The sequence below is a fragment of the Kitasatospora sp. NPDC048298 genome, from assembly GCF_043201465.1.
GTDB lineage: Bacteria > Actinomycetota > Actinomycetes > Streptomycetales > Streptomycetaceae > Kitasatospora.
Window position 1 is genome coordinate 47,999 of sequence record NZ_JBICYZ010000001.1, and the last position, 20,534, is coordinate 68,532.

Annotated in this window: 1 protein-coding gene (cut by a window edge); it reads left to right on the forward strand. The window is 73.6% G+C overall.

Annotated features, from left to right (window positions below):
- Positions 1-14 precede the first annotated feature (14 nt).
- A protein-coding gene (locus tag ACGF0D_RS00050) for a type I polyketide synthase (RefSeq protein WP_392913160.1) crosses the window boundary here: on the forward strand, positions 15-20,534 show its 5' portion. It continues 13,512 nt past the right edge of the window; only the first 20,520 of its 34,032 coding nucleotides appear in the window; the start codon lies at positions 15-17; its stop codon lies off the right edge, out of view.

Consider the following 20,534-nt stretch of genomic DNA (forward strand, 5'->3'; position numbering starts at 1 on the left):
GTGTGGAGCACATGATGGCCTCGTCCAACGACAAGATGCTTGAGGCGCTTCGTGCGTCGCTGAAGGAGACCGAGCGACTCCGGCAGCAGAACCGGCAACTCCAGGCCGCGTCCCGGGAGCCGATCGCGATCGTCGCGATGAGCTGCCGCTTCCCCGGCGGGGTGCGCACCCCCGAGGAGCTGTGGCAGCTGGTCGCCGACGGCGGCGACGCGATCTCCGTCTTCCCCGAGGACCGCGGCTGGGACACCGAGGGCGTGTACCACCCGGACCCGGCGAACTACGGGACGACCTACTCCCGCGAGGGCGGCTTCCTCGCCGACGCGGGGCGCTTCGACGCGGACTTCTTCGGCATCTCGCCGCGCGAGGCCCTCGCCATGGACCCGCAGCAGCGGCTGCTGCTGGAGACGTCCTGGGAGGCCTTCGAGCGGGCCGGCATCGACCCGGCCGGGCTGAAGGGCAGCCAGGCCGGCGTGTTCGTCGGCGCGGCCTCCTCGGGCTACGCGTCCTCGCTGCGCGCCGTGCCGGAGGGGCTGGAGGGCCACCTGCTGACCGGCAACGCGGGCAGTGTGGTCTCCGGCCGGCTGGCCTACTCCTTCGGGCTCGAGGGACCGGCGGTCACCGTGGACACCGCCTGCTCCTCCTCGCTGGTCGCCCTGCACCTGGCGGTCCAGGCCCTGCGCGGCGGCGAGTGCACGCTCGCCCTGGCCGGCGGCGTCACGGTGATGGCCACCCCGGACACCTTCATCGAGTTCAGCCGCCAGCGGGGCCTGTCCGCCGACGGCCGCTGCAAGTCCTTCGCCGCGGCGGCGGACGGTACCGGCTGGTCCGAGGGCGTCGGCATGATCCTGCTGGAGCGCCTCTCCGACGCCCGCCGTCTCGGGCACCCGGTGCTGGCCGTCGTCCGCGGCACCGCCGTCAACCAGGACGGTGCCAGCAACGGCCTCACCGCCCCCAACGGCCCCGCCCAGCAGCGCGTCATCCGCCAGGCCCTCGCCAACGCCCGCCTCTCCGGCGACCAGGTCGACGCTGTCGAGGCGCACGGCACCGGCACGGTGCTCGGCGACCCGATCGAGGCCCAGGCGCTGCTCGCCACCTACGGCCAGGACCGGCCGGAGGGGCAGCCGCTGTGGCTGGGCTCGCTGAAGTCCAACCTCGGCCACACCCAGGCCGCCGCCGGTGTCGCCGGCGTCATGAAGATGGTCATGGCGATCCGCGCCGGGGTGCTCCCGCAGACCCTGCACGTGGACGAACCCTCGCCGAAGGTCGACTGGGCCGCGGGCTCCGTCGAACTGCTCACCGAGGCCAGGGACTGGCCGGAGACCGGCCACCCGCGCCGGGCCGGCGTCTCCGCCTTCGGCGTCAGCGGCACCAACGCGCACGCCATCATCGAGCAGGCCGCGCCGGTCGCCGACGGCGACGAGCCGGCCCCCGTCGCGGGCCCCGGCGCGCTTCCCGCCGGCGTGCCCGTCCCGTGGGTCCTGTCCGCCCGCACCGAGAAGGCGCTGCGCGCCCAGGCCGGGCGCCTGCGCGACTGGGTCGGCGCCCACCCCGACGCCCACCCGGCCTCCGTGGCCGCCTCGTTGGCCGCCTCCCGGGCCTCCCTGGAGCACCGCGCGGTGCTGCTGGTCGACGGGCCGGAGGCGGCCGAGCGCGCACTGGCGGCCTTCGCCGAGGGCGCGGACGAGCCGGCCGCGGCGCGCGGCACGGCGGACGAGGCCCGGACGGCCTTCCTGTTCACCGGCCAGGGCAGCCAGCGACTCGGCATGGGGCGCGAGCTGTACGACGCCTTCCCGGTGTTCGCCGAGGCCTTCGACGCGGTGTGTGCGCGGGTCGAACTGCCGCTGAAGGAAGCGGTGTTCGGGGAGGACGCTGCGGTCCTGGCCCGGACCGAGTTCACGCAGCCGGCGCTGTTCGCGGTGGAGACCGCGCTGTTCCGGCTGTACGAGAGCTGGGGGGTCCGTCCGGACTTCCTGGTCGGCCACTCGATCGGCGAGCTGGTCGCCGCGCACGTCGCCGGGGTGCTGTCGCTGGACGATGCGGTGGCCCTGGTGGCCGCTCGTGGCCGGCTGATGCAGGCCCTGCCCGAGGGCGGCGCGATGGTGGCGGTGAAGGCCACCGAGGCCGAGGTGCTGCCGCTGCTGACCGCTCAGGTGAGCATCGCGGCCGTCAACGGTCCTTCCTCCGTGGTGATTTCGGGCGACGAGTCCGAAGTGCTGGCGATCGCCGGGCAGTTCGAGAAGACCAAGCGTCTCAACGTCTCGCACGCCTTCCACTCGCCCTTGATGGACGGGATGTTGGCGGACTTCCGGCGGATCGCGGAGGGCCTGACGTACAGCGCCCCGCGCATCCCGGTGGTCTCCAACGTCACCGGCGCCCTCGCCACCGCCGAGGAGCTGTGCTCACCCGAGTACTGGGTGCGCCACGTCCGCGAGGCCGTCCGCTTCGCCGACGGCATGCGGGCCCTGGAGGCCCAGGGCGTCAGCGTCTTCGTCGAGCTCGGCCCCGACGGCGTGCTGTCCGCGCTGGGCGAGCACGGCGTCCGCGTTCCCGCGCTGCGGGCCGGCCGGCCCGAGGCCCGGACCGCGCTGACCGCGCTCGCCACCGCCTACGCGCACGGTGTCCCCGTCGACTGGCAGGCCCTGCTCACCGGACCGGACACCCGGCGGGTCGACCTGCCGACCTACGCCTTCCAGCACGAGTGGTTCTGGCTGGAGACCGGCCGCACCGCCGTCCCGACCGCCGACGCGGCGGCCCGCGACAACGACGCCGAGCAGCTCGACGCCCGGTTCTGGGAGGCCGTCGAGCAGCAGGACCTGCGCTCGCTCGCCACCGCCCTGGACCTGGACCAAGCGGAGCTGGACGCCTCCGCCGACGCGCTCGCGCCCGCCCTGCCCGTCCTGTCGCACTGGCACCGGCAGCGCCGCGCCCGCTCCACCGTGGACGGCTGGCGCTACCGCGCCGCGTGGAACCCGCTCACCGACCTGCCGACCGCCGAACTCTCCGGCACCTGGCTGCTCGTCCACCCGGAGGGCGGCGGCGAGGACGGCTGGACCACCGCCGTCGCGGAGGCCCTGGAGAGATACGGCACCCACGTCCTGAGGCTGCCCGTACCGTCCGGCGCGCTCGACCGGGCCGCGCTGGCCGAGCGGCTGCGCGCTGCCGTCGAGGACCCGGCCGCACTGACCGGCGTCCTGTCGCTGCTGGCCCTCGGGACCGGCTCGCACCCCGAGCACCCCGTGCTGACCGCCGGCCTGGCCGACAGCCTCGCGCTGGTGCAGGCGCTGGGTGACGCGGGTGTGGGGGCGCCGTTGTGGTTGGCGTCGCGGGGTGCGGTGTCGGTCGGTCGTGCCGACCGGGTGAGCAGTGCGGTGCAGGCGCAGGTCTGGGGTCTGGGCCGGGTGGTGGCGCTGGAGGCGCCGGAGCGTTGGGGTGGTCTGGTCGACCTGCCCGAGGTGCTCGATGCCCGGGCGCAGGCCCGGTTGGTGTCGGTGCTGGCGGGTGTGGACGGTGAGGATCAGGTCGCGGTGCGCGCCTCGGGCGTGTTCGTGCGTCGTCTGGTGCGGGCCGGTCGCTCGGGTGAGGCGGCGGGTTCGTGGTCGCCGCGTGGCACGGTGCTGGTCACGGGCGGTACGGGTGCGCTGGGTGCGCGGGTGGCGCGCTGGTTGGCGGACAACGGTGCCGGGCACCTGGTGCTGACCAGCCGTCGGGGTCTGGAGGCCCCGGGTGCGGCCGAACTGCGCGAGGAGCTGGTCGCGTCGGGTGTCGAGGTGACCGTCGCCGCGTGTGACGTCGCCGACCGTACGGCCGTCGAAGCGCTGCTCGCCGAGCACGAGTTCACCGCCGTCGTCCACACCGCGGGCGTCAACCACCTCGCGCTGCTCCCGGACGCGCGGCCGGAGGAGTTCGCCGACGTCCTCGCCGCCAAGGCGGGCGGCGCCGCCCACCTGGACGAGCTGCTCGGCGACACCGAGCTGGACGCCTTCGTCCTCTTCTCCTCGATCTCCGGCATCTGGGGCAGCGGCGGGCAGGCCGCCTACGCGGCCGCCAACGCCTACCTCGACGCGCTCGCCGAGCAGCGCCGTGCCCGCGGCCTGGCCGCCACCGCCGTCGCCTGGGGCCCCTGGGCCGACGGCGGCATGGCCGCCGAGGACGACGCGGAGGAGCAGCTGCGCCGCCGCGGCCTGCCCGTGATGGCCCCCGAACTGGCGATCGCCGCCCTGGCGCAGGCGCTCGACCACGACGAGACCGCGCTGACCGTCGCCGACGTCGACTGGGCGCGCTTCGCCCCGGTCTTCACCGCCGGCCGCAACCGCCCGCTGATCGCCGACCTCCCCGAGGTCCGCGGCCTGGCCACCACGGCCGCCCCGCAGGAGGGCCCGGCCGAAGCCGCCTCCCCCTGGGCCGCACGGGTCGCCGGCCTCTCCCCGCTGGACCGCGGGCGCGTCCTGGAGGAGCTGGTGCGCGACGCCGTCGCCGCCGTCCTCGGACACAGCGGCGCGGAGGCCATCGACCCCGGCCGGGCGTTCAAGGACCTCGGCTTCGACTCGCTGACCGCCGTCGAGCTGCGCAACCGCCTCAACACGGCCACCGGACTGACCCTGCCGGCCACCCTGGTCTTCGACCACCCGACCGCCGCCGCCCTCGGCGCCCACCTCGGCGCCGAACTGCTCGGCACCGACACCGGGGCACAGGCCCCCGCCGTGCCGCAGGCGGCCGACGACGAGCCCATCGCCATCATCGGCATGGCCTGCCGCTACCCCGGCGGCGTCACCTCGCCCGAGGGCCTGTGGCAGCTCGTGCTCGACGGCTCCGACGCCGTCGGGGACTTCCCGACCGACCGCGGCTGGGACCTCGGCGCCGTGGGCAGCGCCCTCGGCGGAGAGCGGGAGACCTCCTACGCGCGCTGCGGCGGCTTCCTGCACGGCGCGAGCGAGTTCGACCCGGCGTTCTTCGGCATCTCGCCGCGCGAGGCGCTCGCCATGGACCCGCAGCAGCGCCTGCTGCTGGAGACCTCCTGGGAGGCCTTCGAGCGCGCCGGCATCACCCCCGGCTCGGTGCGCGGCACGGCCACCGGCGTCTTCGCCGGCACCAACAGCCAGGACTACGCCGCCCTGCTGGCCGGCCAGGAGTCCAGCGAGGGACACCTCGCCACCGGCACCGCCGCCAGCGTGGTCTCCGGCCGCCTGGCCTACACCTTCGGTCTTGAGGGCCCGGCGGTCACCGTCGACACGGCCTGCTCCTCCTCGCTGGTCGCCCTGCACCTGGCCGCCCAGGCCCTGCGCAACGGCGAGTGCACCATGGCGCTGGCCGGCGGCGTCGTCGTGATGGCCACCCCCGGCACCTTCGTCGAGTTCAGCAAGCAGCGCGGCCTGGCCGCCGACGGCCGCTGCAAGGCCTTCGCGGCCTCGGCCGACGGCACCGGCTGGGGCGAGGGCGCGGGCATGCTCCTGCTGGAGCGCCTCTCCGACGCCCGCCGCAACGGCCACCAGGTGCTGGCGGTCGTGCGCGGTTCGGCGATCAACCAGGACGGTGCCAGCAACGGCCTCACCGCCCCCAACGGCCCCGCCCAGCAGCGGGTCATCCGCGCCGCGCTGGCCGGCGCCGGACTGACGGCCGACGAGGTCGACGCCGTCGAGGCGCACGGCACCGGCACCCGACTGGGCGACCCGATCGAGGCCCAGGCCCTGCTCGCCACCTACGGTCAGGAGCGCAGCGGCGAGCCGCTGTGGCTCGGCTCCCTCAAGTCCAACATCGGCCACACCCAGTCGGCTTCGGGTGTCGGCGGCGTCATCAAGATGGTGATGGCGATGCGGCACGGTGTGCTGCCGCGCACCCTGCACGTCGACGAGCCCACCCCCCACGTGGACTGGTCGGCGGGCGCCGTCGAGCTGCTGACGGAGACGCGGAACTGGCCCGAGACGGCGCACCCGCGCCGGGCCGGCGTCTCCTCCTTCGGCATGAGCGGCACCAACGCCCACGTCATCCTCGAACAGGCCGCCGACGAGCCGGCGGACACCGACCCGCAGGCCGCGCCGGCGACGCACGGCGACGCGCCGGTGCTCTGGGCCCTGTCGGGCCGCACCCCGGACGCCCTCGCCGCCCAGGCCGGACGCCTCCGCGCCCACCTGGAGACCCGGCCGGACGCCCCGGCCACCGACCTCGGGTACTCGCTCGCGGCCACCCGTACCCACCACGAGCACCGCGCCGTCCTGCTCGGCGACAGCCGGACGGCCCTGCTCGACGGCCTCGGCGCGCTCGCCGAGCACGCTGACCGGACCGGACTCGTCCGGGGCGTCGCCTCGGGCGGCAAGCTGGCGTTCCTGTTCACGGGACAGGGCAGCCAGCGTCCGGGCATGGGGCGTGAGCTGTACGACGCCTTCCCGGTGTTCGCCGACGCCTTCGACGCCGTCTGCGCCCGGGTGGAACTGCCGCTGCGCGACGCCGTGTTCGGCGAGGACGCTGACGTTCTCGCCCGCACGGAGTTCACCCAGGTGGCGCTGTTCGCCGTCGAGGTTTCGCTGTTCCGTCTCTTCGAGAGCTGGGGTGTCCGTCCGGACGTCCTGGTCGGGCACTCGGTGGGCGAGCTGGCGGCTGCGCACGTCGCGGGCGTCCTGTCGCTGGACGACGCCGTCACGCTGGTCGCGGCTCGTGGCCGGCTGATGCAGGCGCTGCCCGAGGGTGGCGCGATGGTGGCGGTCAAGGCCACCGAGGCCGAGATCCTGCCGCTGCTCACGGGCAACGTCAGCATCGCCGCCATCAACGGGCCTTCCTCCGTGGTGATTTCCGGGGACGAGTCCGAAGTGCTGGCGATCGCCGGGCAGTTCGAGAAGACCAAGCGGCTGAGCGTTTCGCACGCGTTCCACTCCCCGCTGATGGACGGCATGCTGGCGGAGTTCCGGGCCGTCGCAGAGGGTCTGACCTACGCGGCGCCGCAGATCGCCGTGGTCTCCAACGTGACCGGTGCCCTGGCCATTGCTGAGGAGCTGTGCTCGCCCGAGTACTGGGTGCGGCACGTCCGCCAGGCGGTTCGCTTCGCCGACGGCATGAGCGCCCTCGAAGCCGAGGGCGTGACCACGTACCTGGAGCTGGGCCCGGACGGTGTCCTCACCGCGATGGCCCAGGAGTGCGTCAGCGGCGGCGAGTTCGCCTCCGCCCTGCGCCGCGACCGCGCGGAGACGCAGACCGTCGTCACCGCCCTCGCCGTGGCGCACGTCAACGGCGCCGAGCTCGACCTGACCTCCTACTTCGACTCCGGCAACCACCGGGTCGAGCTGCCGACGTACGCGTTCCAGCGTGAGCGCTACTGGCCGGCGGTGGCTTCGGGCTGGCTGGGCGAGGTCGCCTCGCTGGGCCTGGGTGCGGCCGATCACCCGCTGCTGGGGGCCGGCGTGTCGCTGGCCGATGCGGAGGGCTTCCTGTTCACGGGTCGTCTGTCGGTGGAGTCGCACCCGTGGCTGGCCGACCATGCGGTGCTGGGTTCGGTGATCGTTCCGGGCACGGCGTACGTGGAGCTTGCCGTGCGGGCGGGTGACCAGGTGGGTTGCTCGCTGGTGGAGGAGTTGACGCTGGAGGCGCCGCTGGTGCTTCCGGAGTCGGGCGGTGTGCAGGTCCAGGTCTGGGTCGGTGCGCCCGACGGCGGGGGTCGTCGCTCGGTGACGGTCCACTCGCGGGTCGAGGGCGCCGGTGAGGACGGCCTCTGGACCCGTCATGTCTCGGGTGTGCTGGCGGAGGGTGCGTCGGCTGCTGAGGGTGCGGGTCTGGTGGAGTGGCCGCCGGCGGGTGCCGAGGCGGTGGAGCTGGACGGCTTCTACGGGGCGATGGAGGGCGTCGGGTTCGGTTACGGCCCGGTGTTCCAGGGTCTGCGCTCGGCGTGGCGTCGCGACGGCGAGGTGTTCGCCGAGGTGGCGCTGCCGGAGGCGGTGGCGGGGGAGGCGGCCGGTTTCGGTCTGCACCCGGCGCTGCTGGACGCGGCGTTGCACGCGGTCGGGCTCGGTGGCCTGGTGGAGGACGCGGGAGCGGGCCGGTTGCCGTTCGCGTGGTCGGGTGTGTCGCTGGTCGCCTCGGGCGCGGGTGCGCTGCGGGTGCGGCTGGTGTCCGCCGGTACGGACGCGGTGTCGCTGACGCTCGCGGACGCCGAGGGCCGTCCGGTCGGTTCGGTGGAGTCGCTGGTGCTGCGGCCGGTGGTCGCCGGGCAGCTGACGGCGGCGGGCAGCCGTGGCGGCGAGTCGCTGTTCGGCATGGACTGGGCGCAGATCGCGCTCGGGGCCGGGTCGGGTGCGGACGTTCGGATGGTTTCGTCGCCGGCCGAGCTGGCCGCGGACGAGGTCCCGGAGGTCGTGGTCGTCGAGGCACCGCAGGCGGGCGGCGGTGACGTGGCCGAGGCCACGCACGCCGCCGGTGTGTGGGCCCTGGAGCTGGTGCGGGGCTGGCTGGCGGAGGAGCGGTTCGCCGCTTCGAAGCTGGTCGTGGTGACGCGTGGTGCCGTTGCTGTGGATGCGGCGTCGGGTGTTGCGGGTCTGGCGGAGTCGGTGGTCTGGGGTCTGGTGCGCTCGGCGCAGTCGGAGAACCCGGACCGGCTGGTGCTGGTGGACCTGGAGGTGGGCGCCGAACTGCCGTCGGGCGTTGTGGAGTCCGGTGAGCCGCAGGTGGCGGTGCGTGGGGGTGTGGCGTTCGCGCCTCGCCTGGTGCGCGTTTCCGCCTCCTCGGAGAGCAGCCTGTCGCTGGGTGAGGGCTCGGTCCTGGTGACCGGTGGTACGGGTGGTCTGGGCTCGTTGGTGGCCCGGCACCTGGTCACGGCGCACGGTGTGCGGAGTCTGGTGCTGACCAGCCGTCGCGGCCTGGGCGCGCCTGGCGCTTCCGAACTGCGTGATGAGCTGGCCGGGTTGGGCGTCGAGGTGGATGTCGTCGCGTGCGACGTGTCCGACCGCGACGCTGTCGCGGCGCTGCTGGAAGGCCGGGAACTGTCGGCGGTGGTCCACACCGCCGGTGTCCTGGATGACGGCCTGGTGTCGTCGCTGACGCCGGAGCGGCTGTCGGCGGTGCTGCGTCCGAAGGTCGACGCGGCGGTGATCCTGCACGAGCTGACGGCAGGGATGGACCTGTCGGCGTTCGTCCTGTTCTCCTCCGCCTCCGGCGTTTTCGGTGCCGCCGGCCAGGGCAACTATGCCGCCGCGAACGCGTTCCTGGACGCGCTCGCCGAGCAGCGCCGGGCCGACGGCCTGCCCGCCACCTCGCTCGCGTGGGGCCTGTGGGCCGAGGACGGCGGCATGTCCGCCGCCCTGAGCGAGGCCGACGTCCGTCGCCTTGCTCGCGCGGGCGTCGCCCCGCTGCGCGCCCAGGAGGGCCTGGCCCTGTTCGACGGCGCGCTCACCCTGGAGCGCGCCCTGGTCGTCCCGATGCACCTCGACCCCGTCACGGCGGTCGGCACCGGCGACGTCCCGCCGCTGCTGCGCGGACTCGTCCGTACCCCGCGCCGCCGCAAGGTGGACGTCAGCAGCGGCTCCGCCGCCACGCTGGTGGGCCAGTTGAGCACCCTGTCGACCGAGGAGCAGCACCGTTCGCTGCTGGACCTGGTCCGCGGCAACGCCGCCACGGCGCTGGGCTACCCGTCCGCCGACGCGGTGGACGCCGTCCGGGCCTTCCGTGAGCTGGGCTTTGACTCGCTGACCGCCGTCGAGCTGCGCAACCGCCTCAACGCAGCCACCGGCCTGCGGCTGCCGGCCACGCTGGTCTTCGACTACCCGACGCCCACCGCCCTGGCCGACCACCTGCACACCGAACTGCTCGGACACCTCGAACCGGCCGCGGCCACCGCGGTCGTGAAGGCCCAGACGGCCTCGGGCGGGGACGACGAGCCGATCGCGATCGTCGGCATGGCCTGCCGTTACCCGGGCGGGGTCGCCTCGCCCGAGGACCTGTGGCAGCTCGTGCTCGGCGGCGGCGACGGCATCTCGCTCTTCCCGACCAACCGCGGTTGGGACGTCGAGGGCCTGTACGACCCCGAGTCCGTCCGCTCCGGCACGACGTACACCCGCGAGGGCGGCTTCCTGCACGACGCGGACCGCTTCGACCCGGTGTTCTTCGGCATCTCGCCGCGCGAGGCGCTCGCCATGGACCCGCAGCAGCGCCTGCTGCTGGAGACCTCCTGGGAGGCGTTCGAGCGCGCGGGCATCGACCCGGCCTCGATGAAGGGCAGCGCCACCGGCGTCTTCGCCGGCGTGATGTACCACGACTACGCCGCGCGCCTGCAGACCATTCCCGAGGAGATCGAGGGCTACCTCGGCACCGGCAACGCGGGCAGCGTGCTGTCCGGCCGCCTGGCGTACACCTTCGGTCTCGAGGGCCCGGCGGTCACCGTCGACACGGCCTGCTCCTCCTCGCTGGTCGCCCTCCACCTGGCCGCCCAGGCCCTGCGCAACGGCGAGTGCACCATGGCTCTCGCCGGCGGTGTGACCGTGATGGCCACCCCCGGCACCTTCATCGAGTTCAGCAAGCAGCGCGGCCTGGCGGCCGACGGCCGCTGCAAGTCGTTCGCCGCCGCGGCGGACGGCACCGGCTGGTCCGAGGGCGTCGGCATGCTGCTCGTCGAGCGGCTGTCCGACGCGCAGCGCAACGGCCACCAGGTGCTGGCGGTCATGCGCGGCAGCGCCGTCAACCAGGACGGTGCCAGCAACGGCCTGACCGCCCCCAACGGGCCGTCCCAGCAGCGCGTCATCCGCCAGGCGCTCGCCAACGCCCGCCTCAGCTCCGACCAGATCGACGTGGTCGAGGCGCACGGCACCGGCACCTCGCTGGGTGACCCGATCGAGGCCCAGGCGCTGCTCGCCACCTACGGCCAGGAGCGCACCGAAGAGCCGCTCTGGCTCGGGTCGCTGAAGTCCAACCTGGGCCACACCCAGGCCGCCGCGGGTGTCGCGGGCGTCATCAAGATGGTGATGGCGATCCGCGCCGGTGTCCTGCCGCAGACCCTGCACGTGGACGAGCCGTCCCCGCACATCGACTGGACGGAGGGCGCGGTCGAGCTGCTGACCGAGGCCCGGCCGTGGCCGGAGACCGGGCGCCCGCGTCGCGCGGCCGTCTCCTCCTTCGGTATCAGCGGCACCAACGCCCACACGATCATCGAGCAGGCCCCGGCGGAGAAGCGGCCGGCCACGGCCGTCGCCGGGACGGACGCGGCCCCGACCGTCGTCACGCCGTTCGTCGTCACCGCACGGGGAGAGGACTCCCTGCGGCGCCAGGCCGAGCGCCTGCACGCGCTGGTGACGGCCGACGACCGGCTTCCGGTCGCCGACGTCGCGCACTCGCTGGTGACCACCCGCACGGTCCTGGAGCAGCGGGCCGTGGTCCTCGGCGAGGACCGGGACGCCCTGATCGCCGGCCTGTGGGCACTGGCCGACGGCCAGTCCGACCCGCAGGTGGTCCAGGGCCTGGCCGGCGGCGGGAAGCTGGCGTTCCTGTTCACGGGGCAGGGGAGTCAGCGTCCCGGGATGGGGCGTGAGCTGTACGAGGCGTTCCCGGTGTTCGCGGAGGCCTTCGACGCGGTGCGCGCGCGGGTGGAACTGCCGCTGAAGGAGGCGGTGTTCGGGGAGGACGCTACGGTTCTCGCCCGTACGGAGTTCACCCAGGTCGCGCTGTTCGCGGTGGAGACCGCGCTGTTCCGGCTCTTCGAGAGCTGGGGTGTCCGTCCGGACTTCCTGGTGGGCCACTCGATCGGTGAGCTGGTGGCCGCGCATGTCGCTGGTGTGCTGTCGCTGGACGACGCGGTGGCGCTGGTCGCCGCTCGCGGCCGGCTGATGCAGGCGCTGCCGGAGGGCGGTGCGATGGTGGCGGTCAAGGCCTCGGAGGAGGAGGTGTTGCCGCTGCTGACCGCCCAGGTGAGCATCGCGGCGATCAACGGGCCTTCCTCCGTGGTGGTTTCGGGCGGGGAGTCCGAAGTCCTCGCGATCGCTGGGCAGTTCGAGAAGACCAAGCGGCTGAGTGTCTCGCACGCGTTCCACTCGCCGCTGATGGACGGGATGTTGGAGGAGTTCCGGGCTGTTGCCGAGGGGCTGACGTACAGCGCCCCGCGCATCCCGGTCGTCTCCAACGTCACCGGCTCGGTTGCGACGGTCGAGGAGCTGTGCTCGCCCGAGTACTGGGTGCGCCACGTCCGCCAGGCCGTTCGCTTCGCCGACGGCATGCGGGCCCTGGAGGCCAAGGGTGTCACCACCTTCGTCGAGCTCGGCCCGGACGGCGTGCTCTCGGCCATGGGCCAGGAGTGCGTCGACGGCGGGGTGTTCGTGCCGGCGCTGCGTGCCGAGCGACCGGAGCCGCGAACGGCGGTCTCCGCGCTGGCGACGGCGTTCGCCCACGGTGCCGCCGCGGACTGGAGCAGCCTGGCCTCTCGGGTCGGTGCCCGTCGGGTCGACCTGCCGACGTACGCGTTCGAGCGTGAGAGCTTCTGGCTCCACGTCCCGTCGCTCGCCGGTGACATGACGGCCGCCGGTCTCGGCGAGGCCGACCACCCGCTGCTGGGTGCGGCGGTGGCTCTCGCCGATGCGGAGGGCTTCCTGTTCACGGGTCGTCTGTCGGTGGAGTCGCACCCGTGGCTGGCCGATCATGCGGTGTTGGGTTCGGTGATCGTTCCGGGCACGGCGTTCGTCGAGCTTGCGGTGCGTGCGGGTGACCAGGTGGGTTGCTCGTTGGTGGAGGAGTTGACGCTGGAGGCGCCGTTGGTGCTTCCGGGGTCGGGTGGTGTGCAGGTCCAGGTGACGGTGGGCGCGGTGGACGCGTCCGGGCGTCGTTCGGTGGCTGTGCACGGTCGGGCCGAGGGCTCGTCGGAGTGGGTCCGTCATGTCTCGGGTGTGCTGGCGGAGGGTGCGTCGGCTGCTGAGGGTGCGGGTCTGGTGGAGTGGCCGCCGGCGGGTGCCGAGGCCGTGGATGTGGAGGTGTTCGCACGGGGTCTGGCCGAGGCCGGGCTGGTGTACGGGCCGGCGTTCCAGGGTCTGCGGGCCGCCTGGCGTCGGGACGGTGAGGTGTTCGCCGAGGTCGTGCTGCCGGAGGCGGTGAGCGGGGATGCCGGGTCGTTCGGTGTGCACCCGGCGCTGCTGGACGCGGCGGTGCAGGCTGTTGGGCTGGGCGGGTTCGTCCGGGCCGAGGGCCAGGCGCACCTGCCGTTCGCGTGGTCCGATGTGTCGCTGGTCGCCTCGGGTGCGGACGCGCTGCGGGTGCGGCTGGTGTCGGCGGGTGCGGACGCGGTGTCGCTGACGCTGGCGGACGCCGAGGGGCAGCCGGTCGGGACCGTCGGTTCGCTGGCTCTGCGGCCGGTGGCCGCCGGGCAGTTGGCGGCCGCGGGTGGGTCGACCGACTCGCTGTTCGGTGTCGACTGGGCACGGGTCGCGTTCGGTGAGGCTGGCGGTGAGGTCCTCGTGGTGGGTGACCTCGCGGAGCTGGATGCCGTGGAGGTTGTGCCGTCGTTGGTGGCGGTGGAGTTCGGTTCTGCGGACGGTTCCGGTGCCGAGGAGGTGCACGCGGCTGCGGTCCGTGCGCTGGAGCTGGTGCGGGGCTGGGTGGCGGAGGAGCGGTTCGCCGCTTCGACGCTGGTCGTGGTGACGCGTGGTGCTGTGTCGGTCGATGCGGCGTCGGGTGTTGCGGGTCTGGCGGAGTCGGTGGTCTGGGGTCTGGTGCGCTCGGCGCAGTCGGAGAACCCGGAGCGGTTCCTGCTGGTGGACCTGGAGGCGGGTGCCGAACTGCCGTCGGGTGTTGTGGAGTCCGGCGAGCCGCAGGTGGCGGTGCGTGGGGGAGTGGCGTTCGCGCCGCGTCTGGTCCGGGTCTCGGCCGCCTCGTCGGACAACGCTGTGCCGTCGCTGAGCGAGGGCTCGGTTCTCGTCACGGGTGGCACGGGCGGTCTGGGCTCGCTGGTGGCCCGGCACCTCGTCACTGCGTACGGGGTGCGGAGTCTGGTGCTGACCAGCCGTCGCGGCCTGGGCGCGCCGGGTGCCGTCGAACTGCGGGACGAGCTGGCCGAGTTGGGCGCCGAGGTCGAGATCGCGGCGTGCGACGTGACCGACCGCGCGGCCGTCGCGGCGCTGCTGGAAGGCCGGGAGCTGTCGGCGGTGGTCCACACCGCCGGTGTCCTGGACGACGGTGTGGTGTCGGCGTTGACGCCGGAGCGCCTGTCGGCGGTGCTGCGTCCGAAGGTGGACGCGGCGGTGATCCTGCACGAGCTGACGGCAGGGATGGACCTGTCGGCGTTCGTCCTGTTCTCCTCCGTGTCGGGTGTGTTCGGTGCGGCCGGTCAGGGCAACTACGCTGCGGCCAACGCGTTCCTGGACGCTCTGGCGGCCCGCCGCCGGGCCGAGGGGCTGCCGGGCACGTCGCTGGCGTGGGGTCTGTGGGCCGAGGACGGTGGCATGGCCACCAGCCTGAGCGAGGCCGACGTTCGTCGCCTGGCCCGGGCGGGCGTGGCGCCGCTGCGGGCGCAGGAGGGTCTGGCCCTGTTCGACGGTGCGCTCACGCTGGAGCGCGCCCTGGTGGTCCCGATGCACCTGGACCCGGTGGCCATGGTCGGCGGGGGTGAGGTCCCGCCGCTGCTGCGGGCCCTGGTCCGTGCGCCGCGCCGTCGGACCGCCGCGCGTGGCGGTTCCGCTGCTGCCGGTTCGCTGGCCGAGCGCCTGCTCGCCCTGCCGGCCGCGCGCCGCGACGAGGTGGTCCGCGAGGTGGTTCGCACCCAGGTGGCCGAGGTCCTCGGCTACGCCTCGGCGGAGGGGGTCGACCTGACCCGCGCCTTCCGGGAGCTGGGCTTCGACTCGCTGACGGCGGTCGAGCTGCGCAACCGGATGAACGCGGCCACCGGTCTGCGCCTGCCGGCCACGCTGGTCTTCGACTACCCGACGCCGTCCGCGCTCGCCGAGTTCATCCGCGACGAGCTCGTGGGTGAGGCCCCGGTGGTGGCCGAGGTGCTGTCCACGACCGTCGTGGACGAGCCGATCGCGATCGTCGGCATGGCCTGCCGCTACCCGGGTGGGGTCGCCTCGCCCGAGGACCTGTGGCAGCTGGTGCTCGGCGCCGGTGACGGCATCACGTCCTTCCCCACTGACCGTGGCTGGCACCTGGACGCTCTGGAGGACGTCAACTCGGGTCTCTCCGGCACGAGTTACGTCACGGAGGGTGGTTTCCTGCACGACGCGGGTCTGTTCGACCCGGCGTTCTTCGGGATCAGCCCGCGTGAGGCGTCGGCGATGGACCCGCAGCAGCGCCTGCTGCTGGAGACGTCCTGGGAGGCGTTCGAGCGCGCGGGCATCGACCCGGCCTCGATGAAGGGCAGCGCGACCGGCGTGTTCGCCGGCGTGATGTACCACGACTACACCTCGCGTCTGCACGCGATTCCGGCCGGTGTCGAGGGTTACCTCGGCACGGGCGGTTCGAGCAGCATCGCCTCCGGCCGGGTGGCCTACACCCTGGGCCTGGAGGGCCCGGCGGTCACCATCGACACCGCCTGCTCCTCCTCGCTGGTCGCCCTGCACTGGGCGACGAAGGCCCTGCGCGAGGGCGAGTGCACGATGGCCCTGGCCGGCGGTGTGACGGTCATGTCCACCCCGGGCGCGTTCATCGAGTTCAGCAAGCAGCGCGGTCTGGCGGCCGACGGCCGTTGCAAGGCCTTCTCGGCCGACGCGGACGGCACCGGCTGGTCCGAGGGTGTCGGCATGCTCCTCCTGGAGCGGCTGTCCGACGCCCAGCGCAACGGGCACCAGGTGCTCGCGGTCGTCCGTGGCTCGGCGATCAACCAGGACGGCGCGAGCAACGGGCTGACCGCCCCCAACGGCCCGTCCCAGCAGCGGGTCATCCGCCAGGCCCTCGCCAACGCGCGCCTCACGGCCACCGACGTGGACACGGTCGAGGCGCACGGCACCGGCACCACCCTCGGCGACCCGATCGAGGCGCAGGCACTGCTGGCCACCTATGGCCAGGAGCGTGCCGAAGAGCCGCTGTGGCTGGGCTCGTTGAAGTCCAACATCGGTCACACCCAGGCGGCGGCCGGCGTCGGCGGCATCATCAAGATGGTCATGGCGATGCGGCACGGCATGCTGCCGCAGACCCTGCACGTCGACGAGCCGTCCCCGCACATCGACTGGGCCTCGGGCGCCGTCGAGCTGCTGACCGAGGCCCGGCCGTGGCCGGAGACCGGACGTCCGCGTCGCGCGGCCGTCTCCTCCTTCGGCTTCAGCGGCACCAACGCGCACGCCATCATCGAGCAGGCTCCGGTGGAGAAGCGTTCGGAGCGTCTGTCGACCGAGGACGGCCAGGCGCCGTTGGTGCTGTCCGCGAAGAGTGAGGGTGCTCTGCGCGGTCAGGCGCAGCGTCTGCTCAGCCTGGTCGAGGCCGAGCCCGAGCTGCGGGTCACCGACCTCGCCTACTCGCTGGCCACCACCCGCGCGACGATGGACCTCCGCGCCGGTGTCGTCGCGGACAGCCGGGACAGCGTCGTCCGAGCCCTCACGGCACTCGCCGAGGGCGGCACGGCCGCCGGGCTGGTGACCGGGGCAGCGGGCGGGAAGCTGGCGTTCCTGTTCACGGGGCAGGGCAGCCAGCGTCCCGGCATGGGGTGTGAGTTGTACCAGGCCTACCCGGTGTTCGCGGAGGCCTTCGACGCCGTATGCGAGCGGGTCGAACTGCCGCTGAAGGAGGCGGTGTTCGGCGCGGACGCGGACGTCCTTGCCCGCACCGAGTTCACGCAGCTGGCGCTGTTCGCCGTCGAGGTTTCGCTGTTCCGTCTCTTCGAGAGCTGGGGTGTCCGTCCGGACTTCCTGGTCGGCCACTCGATCGGCGAGCTGGCGGCCGCGCACGTCGCGGGCGTCCTGTCGCTGGACGACGCGGTGGCCCTGGTCGCCGCTCGCGGCCGGCTGATGCAGGCGCTGCCCGAGGGCGGAGCGATGGTGGCGGTCAAGGCCACCGAGGCCGACGTCCTGCCTCTGCTCACCGAGAACGTCAGCATCGCCGCCATCAACGGGCCGACCTCCGTGGTGGTTTCGGGTGACGAGGATGAAGTTCTCGCCATCGCCGGTCGGTTCGAGAAGAGCAAGAAGCTCAAGGTCTCGCACGCGTTCCACTCGCCGCTGATGGACGGCATGCTGGAGGAGTTCCGGGCCGTCGCCGAGGGCCTGAGCTACGCCGAGCCGACGATCCCGGTGGTGTCCAACGTGACCGGCTCGGTCGCGACGGCCGAGGAACTGTGCTCGCCCGAGTACTGGGTGCAGCACGTCCGCCAGGCGGTCCGCTTCGCCGACGGCATGCGGGCCCTGGAGGCCCAGGGCGTCACGACCTTCGTCGAGCTCGGCCCGGACGGCGTGCTCTCGGCCATGGGCCAGGAGTGCGTCGAGCAGGGCGTGTTCACCCCGGCGCTGCGCGCCGAGCGGCCCGAGGCGCAGAGCGCGCTGACGGCGCTCGTCACCGCGCACGTCCAGGGCGTCCAGGTCGACTGGCGAGGGTTCTTCGCGGAGGCCGGGGCCCAGGTCATGGGTCTGCCGACGTACGCCTTCGACCGCGAGTGGTTCTGGCTCCACTCTCCGGCCGCGACCGGGGACGTGCAGTCCGCCGGCCTGGGTGCGGCGGACCACCCGCTGTTGGGTGCGGCGGTGTCGCTGGCCGATGCGGACGGTGTGCTGTTCACCGGCCGGCTCTCGCTCCAGTCGCACGCCTGGCTGGCCGATCACACGGTGCTGGGTTCGGTGATCCTGCCCGGGACCGCCTTTGTCGAGCTCGCGGTGCGGGCCGGCGACCAGGTGGGTTGCTCGCTGGTGGAGGAGCTGACGCTGGAGGCGCCGCTGGTGCTTCCGGAGTCGGGCGGTGTGCAGGTCCAGGTCCGGGTCGGAGAGCCCGATGGTGAGGGCCGTCGTTCGGTGACGGTCCACTCGCGGGCCGAGGGCGCCGGTGAGGACGGCCTCTGGACGCGTCATGTCTCGGGTGTGCTGGCGGAGGGTGCGTCGGCTGCTGAGGGTGCGGGCCTGGTGGAGTGGCCGCCGGCTGACGCCGAGGCCGTGGATGTGGAGGCGTTCGCACGGGGTCTGGCCGAGGCCGGGCTGGTGTACGGGCCGGCGTTCCAGGGTCTGCGGTCGGCGTGGCGCCGGGACGGCGAGGTGTTCGTCGAGGTGGCGCTGCCGGAGGAGATCGCTGGGGAGGCGGCCGGTTTCGGTCTGCATCCGGCGCTGCTGGACGCGGCGGTGCAGGCTGTGGGGCTGGGCGGGTTCGTCCGGGCCGAGGGCCAGGCGCACCTGCCGTTCGCGTGGTCCGATGTGTCGCTGGTCGCCTCGGGCGCGGACGCGCTGCGGGTGCGGCTGGTGTCCGCCGGTACGGACACGGTGTCGCTGACGCTGGCGGACGCCGAGGGGCAGCCGGTCGGGACCGTCGGTTCGCTGGCTCTGCGGCCGGTGGTCGCCGGGCAGTTGGCGGCCGCGGGTGAGTCGATCGACTCGCTGTTCGGTGTCGACTGGGCGGAGATCGCGCTCGGTGAGACGGGCCGCGAGGTCCTCGTGGTGGGTGACCTCGCGGAGCTGGATGCCGTGGAGGTTGTGCCGTCGCTGGTGGCGGTGGAGTTCGGTTCTGCGGACGGTGCCGGTGCCGAGGAGGTGCACGCGGCTGCGGTCCGTGCGCTGGAGCTGGTGCGGGGCTGGCTGGCGGAGGAGCGGTTCGCCGCTTCGACGCTGGCTGTGGTGACGCGTGGTGCTGTGTCGGTCGATGCGGCGTCGGGTGTTGCGGGTCTGGCGGAGTCGGTGGTCTGGGGTCTGGTGCGCTCGGCGCAGTCGGAGAACCCGGACCGGCTGGTGCTGGTGGACCTGGAGTCCGGTGCGGAGCTGCCGTCAGGTGTCCTTTCGTGTGGTGAGCCGCAGGTGGCGGTGCGTGGGGGCGTGGCGTTCGCGCCTCGCCTGGTGCGCGTCTCCGCCTCCTCGGAGAGCAGCGTGTCGCTGGGTGAGGGCTCGGTTCTCGTCACGGGTGGTACGGGTGGTCTGGGCTCGTTGGTGGCCCGGCACCTGGTCACGGTGCATGGGGTGCGGAGTCTGGTGCTGACCAGCCGTCGCGGTTTGGAGGCGCCGGGCGCTTCCGAACTGCGTGACGAGCTGGCCGGGTTGGGCGTCGAGGTGGATGTCGTCGCCTGCGACGTGTCCGACCGCGACGCTGTCGCGGCGCTGCTGGAGGGTCGTTCGCTGTCGGCGGTGGTCCACACGGCGGGCGTCCTGGATGACGGTGTGGTGTCGTCGCTGACGCCGGAGCGCCTGGCCGCGGTGCTGCGTCCGAAGGTGGACGCGGCGGTGATCCTGCACGAGCTGACCGCCGGAATGGACCTGTCGGCGTTCGTCCTGTTCTCCTCGGCCTCCGGCGTCTTGGGAGCCGCCGGTCAGGGCAACTACGCGGCCGCGAACGCGTTCCTGGACGCGCTCGCCGCGCAGCGCCGCGCCGACGGCCTGCCCGGTATGTCGATGGCCTGGGGCCTGTGGGCCGAGGACGGCGGCATGGCCACCAGCCTGTCGGACGCGGACGTCCGTCGTCTGGCCCGGGCCGGCGTGGCGCCGCTGCGGTCGCAGGAGGGTCTGGCCCTCTTCGACGGTGCGCTCACCCTGGAGCGCGCCCTGGTCGTCCCCATGCACCTCGACCCCGTCACGGCGGTCGGAAGCAGCGACGTTCCGCCGCTGCTGCGCGGACTCGTCCGTACGCCGCGCCGCCGGACCGCCGCGAGCGGCAGCACCGCGGCCGCCGGTTCGCTGGCGGAGCGCCTGCTGGCTCTGCCGGCCGCGCGCCGCGACGAGACCGTCCGCGAGGTGGTCCGTACGCAGGTGGCCGAGGTCCTGGGGCACGGTTCGGCCGCCGAGGTCGACCCGGCCCGGGCCTTCCGGGAGCTGGGCTTCGACTCGCTGACCGCCGTCGAACTGCGCAACCGTCTCAACGCGGCCACCGGTCTGCGGCTGCCGGCCACGCTGGTGTTCGACTACCCGACGCCCGCCGCGCTGGCCGACTTCATCCGCGACGAGCTCGTCGGTGAGGCACCGGTGGTGGCCGAGGTGCTGTCCACGACCGTCGTGGACGAGCCGATCGCGATCGTCGGCATGGCCTGCCGCTACCCGGGCGGGGTCGCCTCGCCCGAGGACCTGTGGCGGCTGGTCGCGGAGGGCGGTGACGGCATCACGTCGTTCCCGACCGACCGTGGCTGGGACCTCGACGCGCTCTACCACCCGGACCCGGAGCACCAGGGGACGAGCTACGCCCGCGAGGGTGGCTTCCTGCACGACGCGGGCCGCTTCGACGCGCGGTTCTTCGGGATCTCCCCGCGCGAGGCGCTCACCATGGACCCGCAGCAGCGTCTGCTGCTCGAAACCTCCTGGGAGGCCTTCGAGGGGGCCGGCATCGATCCGGCCACCCTGCGCGGCAGCGCGACCGGCGTCTTCGCCGGTGTGATGTACCACGACTACACCTCGGTGCTGACCAGCGCGGAGGAGGACGTCGAGGGGCACCTCGGTACGGGCAACGCTGGCAGCGTGGTCTCCGGGCGTCTGGCGTACACCTTC